Consider the following 15,214-nt stretch of genomic DNA (forward strand, 5'->3'; position numbering starts at 1 on the left):
GGCAGCCAAAACAGCGTTCTATGCCTTGCCAGCCTCTCGGGACTGGATTTAAAGGAATGGGGAACGTTTACGCGATTTGTTTTTCGTCTTCGCGGGATGCTTCCCCCATCGCCGACTCTTTGCCAGGCAGGATGAGGTGCAGGAAGATTCCCAGGAAGGTAGAGAATGCGATATTGTCAATGGTCAGGTCGCTGAAAAGACCTCCACCTGCAAAGCTGATCTTGTATCCGCCGATCCCGGTGACGAGAATCGCAGCGGCGACAATCATGTTGCGTTTATTGGCAAAGTCTACTTTGTGTTCGACGTACATCCGCAAACCTTGTGCCGCGATAATCCCGAACAGGATAATCGACACACCGCCAAGCACCGGAGTCGGAATCGTCATCAACAGCGCGCTGATTTTGCCGATGAAGGCGAACAGGATGGCGAAGACGGCTGCCAGACCGATGACTACTTTGCTGTACACCCGAGTGATGGCCAATACCCCGATGTTTTCGCCGTACGTTGTCGCTGGCGGCCCACCGATGAACGCGGCCAGCGAAGTGGCAATCCCGTCACCGAGCAAGCTGCGGTGCAGACCTGGTTTTTTCATCAGGTCACGATCCATGACTTTGCTTGTTACCAACAAGTGGCCCAGATGCTCTGCCAGTGTGACGAATGCGACTGGCGCGATAACCAGTGCGGCGATCCAGGCAGATCCGTTGCCGATCACACCCATCACTTCACCGAACTTGAACGGTGGCGCAACGAACCAGTCGGCTGTAACAACCTTTTGAAAGTCGATCAGTTCCGGGTGACGAATCAGCGTGTATACATACCCTGTGATAATTCCGATCAGGATCGGGATGAGTCCGAGGAAGCCGCGCAGCATAACCGCTGCCAAAATGGTGATCAGCATCGTCACCAGAGAAATTTCGATGGAGGTCAGAGACATTTGCGACTGTCCATCTACCGTTACTTTCGTTGCCATGTCTACCGCTACACCAGCCAGGCTCAGTCCGATGACGACGATGACCGAGGCGATCACAACCGGAGGCAGCACTTTGTCAAGCCACTTGACGCCTGCCTTTTTCACAATGCCCGCGACGATGATGTACACGATCCCGGACAAGAAGCAGCCGAGCAGTGCAGTGCCTACTCCGTGCGAGGCCGTTACGGCGATGATCGGGCCGATGAAGGCGAATGATGATCCGAGATAGTTCGGAATTTTTCCTTTTGTAATCCAGAGGAACAAAAGCGTGCCGATTCCGCTGGTGAACAGCGCCGTCGCTACATCGAGCCCGGTCAGGATCGGCACCAGTACCGTAGAGCCGAACATCGCGAACAAGTGTTGAATGGATAGCGGCAGCAGCTTGGAAATCTGTGGTGTTTCGTCTACATCAACATAGTGTTTTTGGCTCATGGCCTTATTTTCCCCCTGTGTTTCATTTTCTTCCCTCGTTCATACAAAAAGCCTCTTTGTGCGGACACAAAGAGGCTAACTTCACCATACACATGGGAAGTTTCTTGCCTCTTGTCGACCTCACGGGATCGCTGTTAAAGAGGATTCATTCAGTTAGATCAGCTGTCGGATGGACACGATGTCCATCACGTCTACTTCAGCCAGTTGCACGTCGACGATTTCCGTCCGCGCAGTCGGCAAGTTTTTCCCGACAAAGTCAGGGCGAATCGGCAGTTCGCGATGACCGCGGTCAACGAGCACAGCCAGTTGGATCATCCGCGGGCGGCCGCTGTCAATCAGAGCATCCAGCGCGGCGCGTACCGTTCTTCCGGTATAAAGCACGTCATCCACCAGAATGACTGTTTTTCCTGTAATTTGATCGGGGAGCTGCGAGCCTTGCAAAACCGCATCCTCCGATTTGTGTTGCAGATCGTCGCGATAAAAGGTAATGTCCAGCTCGCCGACTGGCACTTTTACGTTCTCGATCATCTCGATTCTTTCGACCAGACGCTTTGCGAGGTAAATTCCTCTGGTCTTGATGCCTACGATGATGCAGTCCTCGACACCCTTGTTTCGCTCGATAATTTCGTGGGCAATGCGAGTAAGCGCGCGGCGGATTGCCGCTTCATCCATGATGACACTTTTGTTGATCATCTCGATATCCCCTCCTCGACGGGAACAGTGGCTTTACGAAAAAAGGCTCCTTGTCAGGAGACAAGAAACCCTCGGACAAGGAAGCCAGCTTGCGCTAGACCTCGCTTGTCATTCCGTGCCCTTGCCAGCCTCACGGGACTGGATTTAAAGGTTCCATTCGTCAAATAGGATTATGTCACGAAACAAGCCGGGTGTCAATGGAATGGCAAGAAATCTAACTATTCCAATAGACGGCGATCCACTCCGGCAAGTAATTGGCGTAATAGCCGATGTCGCCCGTGATCCCTCTGACTAGCTCGGTTTCTTTTCCGTCTGCTTGCAGGAACAAGGAGCCGTCCTCGGCGGAAGCGAGGCGCAAGAACAGGAGCTGCTTGCCGTCAGGAGATGGGGATGGATAGTAATCAGCCGTCTGCAGCGAGCCTTTCGTCAACGGCTGCTCTGCCCCGTTTGCTTCTCGCGTCCAGATACGCTGGCCGGGCACCATCACCTTTTTCGGGTCAAAAGCGTACGGCGTCGCTTTTCCTCTGGAGAAAAACAACGTGTACGGCGGCTTTTGCATCCAGACGGGATACGTGTCGACACTGTCTGCCGGGCTCGCCGAAACGACTTTTCCATCGCGGCTGGACAGCTTCAAGTGTTTGTTTTCCGTCGCCATCCGGTCGTTTCCGTCAATAAAAGCGAGTTGCTGGCTGTTCGCCGTCCACGCCAGCCACTGGGAGTAGGCCAAGCCTGAGCCTAGTTCGAGCGGCTTTTTCGCAGGCTGCTTCAGATTGAACAATTGGATCGGCACGCCGTCCGCAGACAAGGAAGCGGCGTTGTAGCGCACGTAATAGGCGACGAGCTGACCGTCAGGCGATACTTTCATGTTCGTCGCCGCCAGGGCGTAAATCCCATCTTCGACATTCGGCGCCTCTGCGATCGGATACGCAGCGACAGGTTTGCCCGCCAGATTTTGCAGCACCAGCTTCATCGGGCGATTTTTTCCTGCTTCCCACGAGGTCAGGATCGTTTCGCCGTCCGGCATCCAGGTGAAGTCGAAAAACGCAGCAGATGTCTCGCTCGTTGCGAGCACCTCTCCGGTTTCCCGCACTTCCTTGATGCTGAACAAAGTGCGCGGCTGTTCGGCTGTACCGACATTGACTGTGTAGGCCACCTGATTTTTCAGCGGCGACCATTTCGGCTTTCCGGTAATCGCTCTGTCATCGATTTGCACCACTTTGCTGCCATCCGCGCGAACCGCCCACAAATAGCCCGGTTCCGTATAGTTGTCGTTTCCTTTGTATTTCACAAACAACAGCCATTTGCCGTCAGCGGACCAGCCTGCGATTTCGGCAAGCCCGTCTTTGGTGATTTGCTTCGGCGCTTTGCTTTTGTCCTGCCCGTCCAGCAAAAACAGATGCTGGTTGCTCGTAAAAGCTACGTGCGCCGGAACGCTCACTTCCTTGTTCACTCGTTCCGGAAGCTTCACCTGTTCTTGCGCCATCGCCTGCCCGCCTGCTGCCGACAGCATGCCAAGCATCGTCAAAACAGCAGCCGCCTTACGCCACTTCCCTCTCATCTTATCCCCTCCTCGACATCGTTTGCGTCAAAAAAAACGCCAGAAGAAAGCCGTTGCGTTGCTCTCTACTAGCGTTTTCGAATCATACAGCGTTTATGTACAATCACAAGCTGGCGGGTGAAAGCAGCAAGAAGCGATTGCCGTACAAATCCTCGAAAATCGCCTCCATGCCATAAATCACTTCGACAGGCTCGCTGACGAACTTCACGCCGCGCCCGCGCAATGTTTCGTAGGTAGTGGAAAAATCGTCTGTCTCCCAGACCCACATCGGATTTTTGCCGACCGCAGCGAGCATCTCGCGGGCAATTTCCTCGCGGTGCCAGTGCGTCGGATCATGCAGGACGATTTCCACTTCCTGGCCCGGCAATCCGACCGTAAGCCAGCGCGAGCCATCGTCCATGCGCGAATCCATCCGTTTTTCAAAACCGAGCTTTTCCGTATAAAAGACGAGAGCTTCCTCGCAATCGCGAACGTACAGTGTCACATGCGCCAATCTTTTCAGCACTTGCCTTCCCCTGCCTTTTACGCTTGTCTGAGAAAATTCACGATATCGGTCAAGTCCGCAGGCATGTCCGCCTCAAACTCCAGCCGTTCCTGCGTACGCGGGTGTGTGAAGCCGAGCGTCTTGGCATGCAGTGCCTGTCCATCGATCTCCAGCGTGTTTTTCGGACCGTATTTCGGATCGCCCGCCAGCGGGTATCCGATGTATTTCATATGAACGCGAATTTGATGCGTTCGGCCTGTTTCCAGCTTCAACTCCACCAATGTGTACTCCTTGAAGCGCTCCAGCACGATAAAATGCGTAATGGCCGGCTTGCTGTTCTCAAAGACGACCGCCATCTGTTGGCGGTTTTTCGGATCGCGCCCGATCGGTGCGTCAATCGTGCCCATCTCGTGCGGAATGACACCGTGGACAATCGCGACGTACGTGCGATTCACCGTGTGCTCCTTCAATTGCTCCGCCAATCCCATATGCGCCTTGTCGTTTTTGGCGACCATCAACAGTCCTGACGTGTCCTTGTCGATCCGGTGCACAATACCGGGGCGAAGCACGCCGTTAATGCCTGACAAGTCCTTGCAGTGGGCCAAAAGTCCATTCACGAGCGTCCCGCTGTAATGGCCGGGAGCAGGGTGAACCACCAGTCCGCGCGGCTTGTTGACTACCACGACATCGCTGTCTTCATACACGATTTCCAGCGGCATCGGCTCCGGCTGGATCGCCATTTCTTTTGGCGGCGGCACGCGCAGTGTGACCTCGTCCTCCACCTGAAGCTTGTAGTTGCTCTTGATCGGCTCGCCGTTCACGGTGACGCGGCCTTCCTTGATCCATGCCTGCACCTGCGAGCGGGACCAATCTTCATTTTGCAGCGTGATGTATTTATCAATCCGCTCGGTCGCATCCTCGGGTTCAACGTTCCAATCATACCGTTCAAACAATTGCGTGTCGTTCATGTTTGTCTCCTCACAAAGTTACTTCGATCCAGGTGGTTACCGTCCGCTTTTTCTGCCTTCGAGAAAGACATCCAGCAGCAAAATACCGACACCGATCGTAATCGCCATATCAGCGACATTGAAAATCGGGAAGTTGATCAGGGTGAAATCGAGAAAATCGACGACTTGTCCGGTTGTGGCCCGATCGATGAAATTCCCGATCGCTCCGCCCAATACCATCGACAGCGCCAAAGAAGCTCGCGGCTGTTTTTTCCCGAGGCGAATCAGGGAATACACAATGCCAACTACTACAGCAATCGTAATGACAATAAAGAGCCAGCGCTGATTTTGCAGGATGCCAAAAGCCGCCCCCATGTTGCGATGCGAGGTGAGATGAAACACATCCGCGATCAACGGGATGGAATCTCCCCTCTCCATATTATTTACTACAAGGTGCTTGGTCCATTGATCAAGCGCGATAATACCTGCTGCAATCAGAAAATACAACAATGGAATGTCCTCCTTCACCTGCTTCGAGCAGCCATGCAAACACAATGTCAAATGATCATTTTACCAGAGTGCGCTCACCTGAACAAGCGCCTTGCCTTTTTGTACAGCCGATACCCTTTGCGGATTCCGTTCAGCACCCACAGGGGGACTTTCCAGCCGCGGTCTTTCATAAAAGGAAGGTAAATCTTGTAGTACGCCTTGCGCAAGTCCCGCCACTTGCTGTCCGGAACGTTCTTGTAGTAGTCCGAGACGTCAATGAGGTACCCCCGCCCTTGATCCATCAGCACATTTTTGCCGTGGACATCGTGTGGGAACAGCCCTTTTTCGCGCGCTTCGTCCAGCGCATCCTCCACATCCTCGATCACCTGTGGCAGAATGGGAATCCCAAAACGGACGCAGTCGAACAAGGAAATGCCGTTGATTCGTTTGATCACCAGATAGCCTTTGCCATAATCGTACAAGACCGGGAACGAACGAGTCTCGCCCAGCTTCTTGTACACTGCGATTTCATTCTCCCAGCCTGGCCTGCCAGGGGCATACAGCTTGATCACCACACGCGGGTAATCGGGATGGGCAAAAACCGCGGCATAATTTCCTGTCCCAACCAGCTCCCACGGATAGGGCGTGTGGACAACGACGACAGGATCATCCGGCGACTGGCTTTCTACTTTTACTTCATGCAAAAAAGCTTCCAACACTTCTTGGTCAATGCGCATAGGTCCCCATCTTTCATCTAATACCGACTTCTATAAGATGATTCTAGCAAAATGAATTTTTTTAAAAAACCCCGTACGAAAAAAAACTCGAAACAGAGTGAAAATACAAAAGAAAGAACGGCGCTGTTGGGCGTCCGTTCTTCCGCTCTTTTCTTGCTCTTTTTTATACATTAATTTCCGAAAACCAGTCGCGGATCGCTTCCTGAAGCTTGGCAAGCGCTGTCGCATTCGTCGCCTCGCAGTATATCCGCACCAGCGGCTCCGTGCCCGAAGGACGAATCAGTACCCAGTGCCCTTCCTCAAGCAGCAGCTTGATTCCGTCCATCCGGTTGATGCCTTGCACCGCGTATGGCCCGATCCGCTGCGGTGGCGTGGTGACCATCTGCTGAATCCACTTTTCTTTTTCCGCCAGGCGCATGTCGAGGCGCGTATGGAACAGCTCCCCGAACTCATCGTACACATCGCGCAAAATCTGGTCGATTTCCTTGTTTTCAAAAGCGACCATCTCGGTGAGCAACAGATTGATCAGGACGCCATCTTTTTCCGGGATATGGCCGAGGATGCTGGCTCCCCCGCTTTCTTCTCCCCCGATCAGGACGTCGCCTTGGCGCATTTGCTCTCCGATGTATTTAAAGCCGACAGGAGTCTCTACCAGCTCCAGCCCGTAGTGCTCGGCCATGTGATCCAACAGGTGCGTGGTCGCAACTGTTCGCACGATCCGCCCGGTCAGCTTCCTGTTCTTCACCAGATGATGGGTCAAAAGAACAAGCACATCGTTAGGCGGTATGTAGGTGCCAAAACGGTCGACGACTCCGAAGCGGTCAGCGTCACCGTCATTCGCCAGCCCGAGTGACGCTTTGCGCTCCAGCACTTCTTTTTTCAACAGGCCAAGGTGCTTGTCGTTTGGCTCCGGCAAATCTCCGCCAAAAGCGGCGTCCGGCGTTTCCCGGATTCCCACCGTTTTGACTCCGGCTTCCGCAAGCAGCGAGCTGACGTAGCCCATTCCTGCGCCGTGCATCGCGTCCACGACGACATGCAGGGCGGAGTTGCGCAACACATCCATGTTGACCATGCGCCGCAGATGAGCCTCGTAGTGAGGACGCAGCACAATTACTTGCAGCAGCCTGTCGCGTGCGGCATCCGACAAAGCGACTGTCTGCACTGGTTGACCGGAAGACGCGATCTCGCTGATCCACGCTTCCAGCCTCGCCGTGATCTCCGGTGTGGCTGGACCGGCGTATTCGGGAATGTATTTGATCCCGTTGTACTCGGGCGGGTTGTGGCTGGCGGTGACCATGATCGCCCCGCTGGCCGCAAAATGCTTGACTCCGAAGGCGACCGCTGGCGTAGGAGCCGCCTCGTTCACCAAATAAGAACGAATCCGGTTCGCTGCGAGCACACTGGCGATCTCCTCCGCAAACCGTCTCCCGAGAAAGCGCGTGTCATATCCGATCAAAATCGGCTGCTCCTGCTGGCCGACTTCTTTTGTGTAGCTGGCGATTGCTTGTGCGACGATGCGGACATTAGCCATCGTAAAGCCGTCCGCCACGATGTCGCGCCAGCCGTCTGTACCGAAACGGATTGCCGTCATCTCCATCTCTCCCCTCGTTAGCGCAACTCATTCACTTTTTCCAAATAGCGCAGAACAGTAGCTACGAACGTAGCGTGCGACCAGGTCAAAGGCGCAACCGATACGGGGGCACCCGAATACGGGTCAAGCTGCTCGGACAGCACGCCGCTTTGCAGCGCGTGACGCACGACCCAGGCGAGCCTGTTTTTCGGTTCCTGCAATTCGTCGAGCGATTTTGCCTTGGCGATCTCCCAGTCAGCTACCCATAGCGTGCAGATGATCCACGGATTGCCCGGCACTTTGGCAACATCGTGCGACTTTTTGAAATAGTAGTCTCCCTGATAGCGGGCGAAGCCGCCTACCTCTGTATCGACCCGCAGACTCTTTTTCACAGCTTCCATCGTGCGCTGCACGCGCGGATCGTCTACAGGGAATACATCGAGGGCAAACAGGGCGTGCAAGCTGCTCTCCACGGTGAAATCTTTTTCCACGCCACCGTCGGGCCGCACGTAAATTCCCCGCAAAAACCGTCCGATTCCCGGATCGTACAAATGCTTTTCCATCGCAGCGCGGATGCTTTTCGCCCCGTCCTCGTAACGCTTGTGTCGGCGGTCATCTCCGAACAGTTGGGCAAACCGCGCCGCCGCCATCAGCCCGGCGTACACCGTGGCACTGGTGAACGTGAAGATGCCGCGGCGCTCCTCCCACAAATCATAGCTTGGCTTGGGCAACTGCAACGCAGGATGGACGTACTCCAGCAAAAAGCGGGCAGCGGGACGAACCAGCGTCGGATACAGCGCCTGGCAGTCTTCAATCTGCTTGCCGCTCTTGTACTGCTCCCAGAGCGCGTACAGAACGAGAGCTGTTTCATCCTCCTGAATCGGCAACTGGATTTCCCCGTCGACCACGTATGGATGCCAACTGGAGCCGACAGAGCCATCCGGGTTGTACTTGTGCTGCAAGTACCCTTCCTCATTGAGTGCCTCGGCGCAAAAGCGGAAAAACGGAGCGACTGCTCCCGTATACCCCGCTTTCGCCATCGCGCTGGCAATCAGGGCACCGTCTCGCGGCCACATGTAGCTGTAGTGGTCGCGATTGAACTGGAGGATGTCGGAATCATTTGCCGCCAAAATCGCTCCGTTCTGGTCGATCTGCGTCCGCACCAGAAGCAAGCTGGTCTTGTACAGATGGACGATCTCCTGGGGCAGGTCGGCGAAGTCGCGCTCCTCCTTGTTGACCCAGCGCCTCCAGTAGACGGCGACGCGACCAAGCAGCCGGTCCGGGTCATTGTCCAGCACGTACTGATTCAGTGTCCGCACCGCGTCGTACGATTCGCCGACGCACAGCCAGTAGTACATCGTTTTTTCCTCGTGCGGCTGCAACACCATCCGAAACGAGATCGTGCTGTCCACAGAGCCTTGCGCAATCGGATTTCCCGCGAGCAGGCCGTCTTCTGCGTCTCGCCATGTTCCTTCTGCGTAGTTGAACCGCTTGATCCCGACGCTGTACTGGTTGATTCCGCCTTCCGGGGTGACCCCGTTTGCCATCATGTACACATTGCGTTTGTAGTGATACACAGTGCCGAGGCGGGGATCATACACCGCGGTGTCCCCTACCTCCGTCTCGTTCAGGCTGAAATCGTGATTGAAAAACAGCCGGAACTCGCGCACTTCATTGGCATGATTGCGAACGCACACTTTTTTCAAATAAATCGGATCGCGCTGGTGCACCCCGTCTGCGATCTGCAAGGAAACCGCCAGATGCTCATGATGAGCGTGAACATCTGTGACGAGCGATTCCCGGTCGTAGCCCAGCTTTCGTGTCCAGCCGTCTTCATCGAGCCAGGAAAAGCGCCCCTGCACCCATATTCCCAGCTTGCTGAAGTGTCCGCCGACGTGATTTAATTGGCCCACATACGGATAGTACAGATCGCGCATGTGCAGCTTGTCGTCAAAATTGATCAAAAGTCTTCCGTTCCCGACGACGAGCGGTCTCGGCATGCCTTCACATCCTTCCCGTACTCAGGCTGTCGATTCCCTTTATCCTCACTGATACTCCGCAATTCGTCTCGCATAGGACGAGGCGAGTGTTGCCGCTGTCTCTGCTGTCGCTCCCTGCGAAATGACTTTGACATGCGAATCCTCGGAGTCGGGCAAAATCAGTACCCAGCCATTCGTGTCATACACTTTGATTCCGTCCACAAGCTCCAGCAGCTTGCCTTTGTTCTCTTCCAGCACTTTTCGCATCACTTTGCCTTTCGCACCCCACGGGCAAAACACCGTTTTCCGCTCCATGTGGCACGCAGGCAACAGCTCAAGCAGCAGGCTAAGCGGCTTTTCCTCCTGGGCGAGATAGGACAGGATGCTCATGAGACTATACACGGCATCGAACAAAGGATGGAAGTGATCCTCCGCCGCCACTTCCATCATGGAGCGCGGCGTCACCTTCGTTCGGATGACCTCGATCTGCAAAAGCTGCGCCAGATGTTCCAGCTCCATCGGGGCACTGACAGGAAGACCGATGCGTTGATGTCGGCCGCTGCATGCCAAAAGCTGCAACGCCAGAAGCTGTTCAGCGGAGAGCTTCGCGCCTTCCTCTGTGAACAGAGCCAGCGCTTCGCCGTTCTTATCCAGCCGAATCCCCAGATCGGCTTTCTTTTTGCTGATGCCATCCTGAATCGCGCCATACGTCACCGTCACTCCCAGCTCGTGGAACAGCGGGGCGAGGAACGTGGGGAAAAAGCGGGTTTCGCTGTCGATCAGCAAGTGAAAACGCTGGCGCTGGATCGCCGTCATATCCAGCTGCTGGGCCATAGTCAGCAAGTACGCCTCCTGGACTTGATGCTCGACATGCAGCTCGCCCAAATGATGCAAGTTGCGCACGTACGTCTCCTGCCAGTAGGCATTTTCAATTTTCCGCTCCATATCACGGGTGATCGGCAATCCTGTCTGGTCGATGAACTGGATGACGATCTCTTTTTCGTCTAAGGCTTCGTTCATGAACACGTGGATGCCGCCGACGCAACCGAGGGAGCGCACACCATAGCGAATGAGCGGGGAGTTGCCGACGCCAAAATCCACCGTATCAATGCCGGAGGAGCACAAGCTCGTCATGATGCTGTGCTTGAGCAGCTGCGCAAAAGGATGCGAGCACGCGGAAAGGGCAATTTTGCTGCCGGACTTTTGCAAATAGGCGTACGCCGCAGCCAGCCGGGTGACAAACTCCGGCGTGATGTCCACGTTGGCGAGCCCTTTGATCCCGTTGTTTCCGAACAAGTTTTTCGTCTGTTTCATGCCGTAAATGAGCGAGGTCGTGACCGTTGCGCTTTCCCCCACTTCTCTGTCCGGCCAAATTTTGACGCCTGCCTTCACGACTGATTTCGCTCCGATCTGGCAATTGTCTCCGATGACGGCTCCCTCGCCTGCTTGCACGCAATCGGCGAGTCTGACATTTTTGCAAAGCGTGGTTCCGGTAATTTCCGTCTTTTTCCCGATCACGCTATTTTCCCAGAAGATCGCGCGGGAAAGCTTGCTGCCGGAAGAAACGACCGTGTTGCTGCCCAGGACCGTATAAGGCCCCACAGCTACTCCCGCTTGCAAGTGTACATTTTCACTTATATAAACCGGCCCTTCCAGACGTACCGAAGAGTCGACGCGAACGTGATTTTCCAGGTAGATGCGCGGGGCGATTTCCTGGGCTTTGATTTCCAGATTCACACGGCCATCCAGCAGATCAAACTGTGCCTGGCGGTATACTTCAAGCGAGCCGATATCCGACCAGTAGCCGCTCGCCTCATAGCCGTACAGCGGTTTTTGTTCCTGGAGGAAAAAGGGGAAAATTTCTTTGCTGAAGTCGACTTCTTTGTCTTCTTCTATATAAGAAAGCACTTCCGGTTCGCAGACGTACATCCCTGTGTTGACGGTATCGCTGAACACTTCTGCCCAGCTTGGTTTTTCCAGAAAACGATTGATCCGGCCCTGTTCATCCGTCATGACCACGCCAAATTCCAGCGGCGTCTCCACCCGGGTCAAGATGAGCGTAGCCAACGCTTCTTTTTGCTCATGAAAACGGATCGCTGCTGACAGATCCATATCGGTCAACGTATCTCCGCTGATGACGATGAACCGTTCGTCGAGAAAATCGGCGCAGTTTTTCACACTGCCCGCTGTTCCGAGCGGCGTCGTTTCTTCAAAGTACACGAGAGAAACACCGTAGCGCGAACCATCACCAAACGTATCGCGGATGACATCAGGCAAGTATTGGAGCGTGACGGCAATCTCTGTAATTCCGTGCTTCTTCAACAGATCGATCGTGTACTCCATGCAAGGCCGGTTCAAGAGTGGCACCATTGGTTTTGGAATTTGGGACGTTAACGGACGTAGACGCGTACCTTTACCACCAGCCATAATTACTGCCTTCATCTTTTTTCCTTCCTCCTTCATCATCGTTGCGATCATGCGCTGTCAGTGTCTATTTCTCCGATAAGGCCAGGTAAGCAACGCCGAGCAATCGGTATTCCTCCATCGTCTGGATCGCCAAAGACGTCCAGTTGTAATGTTGCAAAACGTCATGTTGCGCCGTCTGCGCCATCTGCCGCCGCTTTTTCGGATCTTGCAGCAGCCAGCGCAGCTGATCGGTGAGCGATTCCGGATTTCCGGCGTACATCGTCGCTCCGTTCTCCCCATGTCTGACGATTTCACGCAGTCCGCCCGTGTCCGCTGCCAAAATCGGCACGCCCAAAGCCATCGCTTCCAGGGCCACAATGCCAAATGGCTCATACAAACTGGGAAAGACCGCGATATCAGCAAGCAAAAACAACTGATCTCGACGTGCATCATCGACAAAGCCCAGGAACTTCACGCGCTCAGCAATCCCCATCTCTTCCGCCCGCTGTTGCCACTGCCCCTGCATCGGCCCTTTGCCCGCGATGAGCAGCGTCACATGACCAAAGTCGTAGCGCAACCTGGCCATCGCTTCCAGCAAAAGGTGAACCCCTTTTTCCTGGACCAGACGCCCGACAAAAAACAGGATCGGCCCGTCGCCAATCGACAGCTCTTCGCGCAATCGATTTTGATCGAATGCTGGCGGCTGCGCCAAATCGACGCCGTTGTGAATCACCCGCAGTTTGGCTCGCGGAATGTCGAACAAACGCTGCACTTCATTCGCCATGTAGTGGCTGCAAACAATGACTCGATCCGAAGCGTGCGCAAGAGTGCGCTCGCTATTGTGAATCCGCTCTTGCAAAGGCGTATGAATCCCTTGATGCCGCCCGTGCTCCAAAGCATGGATCGTACTGACCAGCGGCAGCGAATAGCGTTCCTTGATTTCCATGGCGGCCCAGCCGACCAGCCAGTCATGAGCGTGAATCACGTCCGGTCTGACGCCGTTTTTCCACAGCTGTTCCGTCGCGTCTGACATCGCCAGATTGAGTTGGAACACCCATGACAGGAAATCTTCCTGCTCTGCCGGAATGTACGTAGGCAAACGGTGTACATGGACACCATCCATGACTTCCTCCGCCACGCTCCAATCCGATGCCCGGGTCAGGACGTGCACGGCAACACCTTGGCGAACCAGATGACGGGCGAGATCGTAGACGGCACGACCCAGTCCGCCTACCACGTTCGGCGGAAATTCCCAGGCGAGCATCAGGACAACTCCCGCAGGTTCCGCGCCTTTGCTGGCCGCTACCAGTTGATGCGATACGTTCACTCTATGCGCCTCTTTTGGCAAATAGTACGTCTCATCTATGTGGGGAAAGATCGGGAAGGCAGTCTCCAGCTGTGTCAATCTCTCTGTATCCATTCGGTCTTCGCGCACCATCGCAAGCAGCTCCCGCATGTTGACGAGGTGATCATGGGTGCGACGCACAGCGTATTCGACAACGGTTTGACCATCCATGATAAACGCCCAGTCGCTGCTTTGCGCAAGCATCAGCTCTCGGCCCGCCTGTTTCAAGGCGCGGCTCGCAAGCTGGTCACGCTCTTGCTCCTGGCCCTTATGCTCGTAAAAAGCCGTCACGACCTCGATCAAATCGCGCTCCGCCTGATGCAGATGCCGATACAGCCAGCCGTTTTTTTCATTCAGCCAGACTTCTCCGTAGCCGTTGCGTCCCCAGGTCGACATCGGCAAATGCCCCAGGTCTTGTTCCTGATATTCGTCCAAGTATTCGGACGGGGTGATCAGCTTCACAATCTGGGAATCGCATGCCGTCTTGCGCAGCAAGTAGTCGAGAAATTGCGGACCCTCGTACCACCAGTGTCCAAACAGTTCAGCATCATACGTTGCGACAACGAGCGGCTTGCGGTCCATCCAGGCAACTGCCTCTTCGATTTGCCGTTCGCGGTGATAGAGGAAATGCCCCGCGTGAGAGGCTGCCTTTTCCCGTGCCCAGTCAGGTTCGTACAGCTGCTTTTCCACGTCTCGTCCGGTAATCCGGTGGTATTTCAACCCGGTATGTATACGGATTCCGGCGGGATGAATGTACGGCTCGATATAGTCCATGTCCCGGTCAAACCCGATATCCCGATAATATTCCCGGTAATCATAATCGCCCGGATAGCCGTCAAAAGTGCTCCACACCTGCTGGGATGCGACATCGTCTCTGGCGAAAGCCACCACCCCGTGCATCGTGCCGAGCGGAGCAAGCAAGCCTCTGCGCGGCTGTGGTGTCGCGTGTTCGATCGTATGGGAATCGACAAAAAAGTATTGCAGCCCCACCTCTCGGAGCAACCGATCTACCCCTGGCGTATAGCCGCATTCCGGCAGCCAAATTCCTCGCGGTCGCCTGCCCAAAATGCGTTCGTGCGTATCCATGCCCGTACGCAGCTGTGCCAAAATCGCTTCCTCTGTCTCCACATATGGCAGAAAAGCGTGTGTCGCCGCGCATGTGATCAGCTCCAGGCAGCCGCTGTCTGCCAGACGTTTAAAGCCTTCGATCAGCCGATAATCGAGCTTGCTGCAAAATAAAGCGATAGTACGAAACTTTTCCAGGTACATCTTGGCGATACGCTGTTCAGCCGGGTTGTTTGCCGTATGTTTTACTTCTTTGCCTGCAAGCTCTACTATTTTGGCGAGATAGGCGCGAAACCGTGTCGCGATCAGCTCGTCATCCAGCATGGACAGCAAAGTCGGGGACAGCACCATTGTCATGCGAAAGTCGATTTTGTCCGAGAGGAGCTTGTCGAAGACCATGAGCAACGGGATGTAGCATTCCAGCATCGCTTCGTACATCCAGCGCTCTTCCAGGCGATCGTCCCGGTCCCCGTGTCGTACATAAGGCATATGAGCGTGCAACACAAGGGAGAGATAACCGTTGTGCACAGTTGACACCT

General features: G+C 54.8%; 11 protein-coding genes. All 11 read right to left on the reverse strand.

Annotated elements, in window-relative coordinates:
* Positions 1–67 precede the first annotated feature (67 nt).
* Entirely contained in the window at positions 68–1,402 is a 1,335-nt protein-coding gene (locus NST23_RS17335) for a solute carrier family 23 protein (RefSeq protein ID WP_173597055.1), read from the reverse strand.
* A 153-nt stretch (positions 1,403–1,555) separates the two neighbouring features.
* Positions 1,556–2,095, reverse strand: a complete 540-nt coding sequence (gene pyrR / locus NST23_RS17340) for a bifunctional pyr operon transcriptional regulator/uracil phosphoribosyltransferase PyrR (protein ID WP_063229922.1) — start codon at positions 2,093–2,095, stop codon at positions 1,556–1,558.
* A 214-nt stretch (positions 2,096–2,309) separates the two neighbouring features.
* Positions 2,310–3,653: a PD40 domain-containing protein gene (locus NST23_RS17345; protein ID WP_173597054.1), complete on the reverse strand. Its 1,344-nt coding sequence runs from the start codon at positions 3,651–3,653 to the stop codon at positions 2,310–2,312.
* Positions 3,654–3,756: 103 nt separating this feature from the next.
* Entirely contained in the window at positions 3,757–4,158 is a 402-nt protein-coding gene (locus NST23_RS17350) for a VOC family protein (RefSeq protein ID WP_122965043.1), read from the reverse strand.
* A gap of 17 nt (positions 4,159–4,175) precedes the next feature.
* Positions 4,176–5,105 carry an RluA family pseudouridine synthase gene (locus tag NST23_RS17355; protein ID WP_340964156.1) on the reverse strand — a complete coding sequence of 310 codons (930 nt, stop codon included), beginning with the start codon at positions 5,103–5,105 and terminating at the stop codon, positions 4,176–4,178.
* A 36-nt stretch (positions 5,106–5,141) separates the two neighbouring features.
* The gene (gene lspA, locus NST23_RS17360) at positions 5,142–5,594 is read right to left on the reverse strand and encodes a signal peptidase II (protein ID WP_063229926.1); all 453 of its coding nucleotides are present in this window, start codon (positions 5,592–5,594) and stop codon (positions 5,142–5,144) included.
* A 74-nt stretch (positions 5,595–5,668) separates the two neighbouring features.
* Positions 5,669–6,310: a serine/threonine-protein kinase gene (locus tag NST23_RS17365; protein WP_122965041.1), complete on the reverse strand. Its 642-nt coding sequence runs from the start codon at positions 6,308–6,310 to the stop codon at positions 5,669–5,671.
* Between the two features lie 163 nt (positions 6,311–6,473).
* Positions 6,474–7,907, reverse strand: coding sequence for a phosphoglucomutase/phosphomannomutase family protein (locus NST23_RS17370; protein ID WP_122965040.1), 1,434 nt, complete (start codon positions 7,905–7,907; stop codon positions 6,474–6,476).
* 11 nt (positions 7,908–7,918) lie between these two features.
* A complete protein-coding gene (locus tag NST23_RS17375) occupies positions 7,919–9,880 on the reverse strand; it encodes a glycoside hydrolase family 15 protein (RefSeq protein ID WP_173597052.1) in 1,962 nt (653 codons plus the stop codon).
* Between the two features lie 45 nt (positions 9,881–9,925).
* Positions 9,926–12,301, reverse strand: a complete 2,376-nt coding sequence (locus NST23_RS17380; RefSeq protein WP_340964159.1) for a sugar phosphate nucleotidyltransferase — start codon at positions 12,299–12,301, stop codon at positions 9,926–9,928.
* A gap of 49 nt (positions 12,302–12,350) precedes the next feature.
* Positions 12,351–15,203 (reverse strand): 1,4-alpha-glucan branching protein domain-containing protein, encoded by a 2,853-nt coding sequence (locus NST23_RS17385; RefSeq protein ID WP_340964161.1) that lies wholly within the window; start codon positions 15,201–15,203, stop codon positions 12,351–12,353.
* Positions 15,204–15,214 lie beyond the last annotated feature (11 nt).

The organism is Brevibacillus sp. FSL K6-0770 (assembly GCF_038000275.1).
In the GTDB taxonomy this organism is placed as follows: domain Bacteria; phylum Bacillota; class Bacilli; order Brevibacillales; family Brevibacillaceae; genus Brevibacillus; species Brevibacillus parabrevis.

Excerpts from the sequence above, each read along its gene's own strand:
- NST23_RS17335 (WP_173597055.1), bottom strand. The coding sequence starts at position 1,402 with ATGAGCCAAAAACACTATGTTGATGTAGACGAAACACCACAGATTTCC.
- pyrR (WP_063229922.1), bottom strand. The coding sequence starts at position 2,095 with ATGATCAACAAAAGTGTCATCATGGATGAAGCGGCAATCCGCCGCGCG.
- NST23_RS17345 (WP_173597054.1), bottom strand. The coding sequence starts at position 3,653 with ATGAGAGGGAAGTGGCGTAAGGCGGCTGCTGTTTTGACGATGCTTGGC.
- NST23_RS17355 (WP_340964156.1), bottom strand. The coding sequence starts at position 5,105 with ATGAACGACACGCAATTGTTTGAACGGTATGATTGGAACGTTGAACCC.
- NST23_RS17365 (WP_122965041.1), bottom strand. The coding sequence starts at position 6,310 with ATGCGCATTGACCAAGAAGTGTTGGAAGCTTTTTTGCATGAAGTAAAA.
- NST23_RS17370 (WP_122965040.1), bottom strand. The coding sequence starts at position 7,907 with ATGGAGATGACGGCAATCCGTTTCGGTACAGACGGCTGGCGCGACATC.
- NST23_RS17375 (WP_173597052.1), bottom strand. The coding sequence starts at position 9,880 with ATGCCGAGACCGCTCGTCGTCGGGAACGGAAGACTTTTGATCAATTTT.
- NST23_RS17380 (WP_340964159.1), bottom strand. The coding sequence starts at position 12,301 with ATGAAGGCAGTAATTATGGCTGGTGGTAAAGGTACGCGTCTACGTCCG.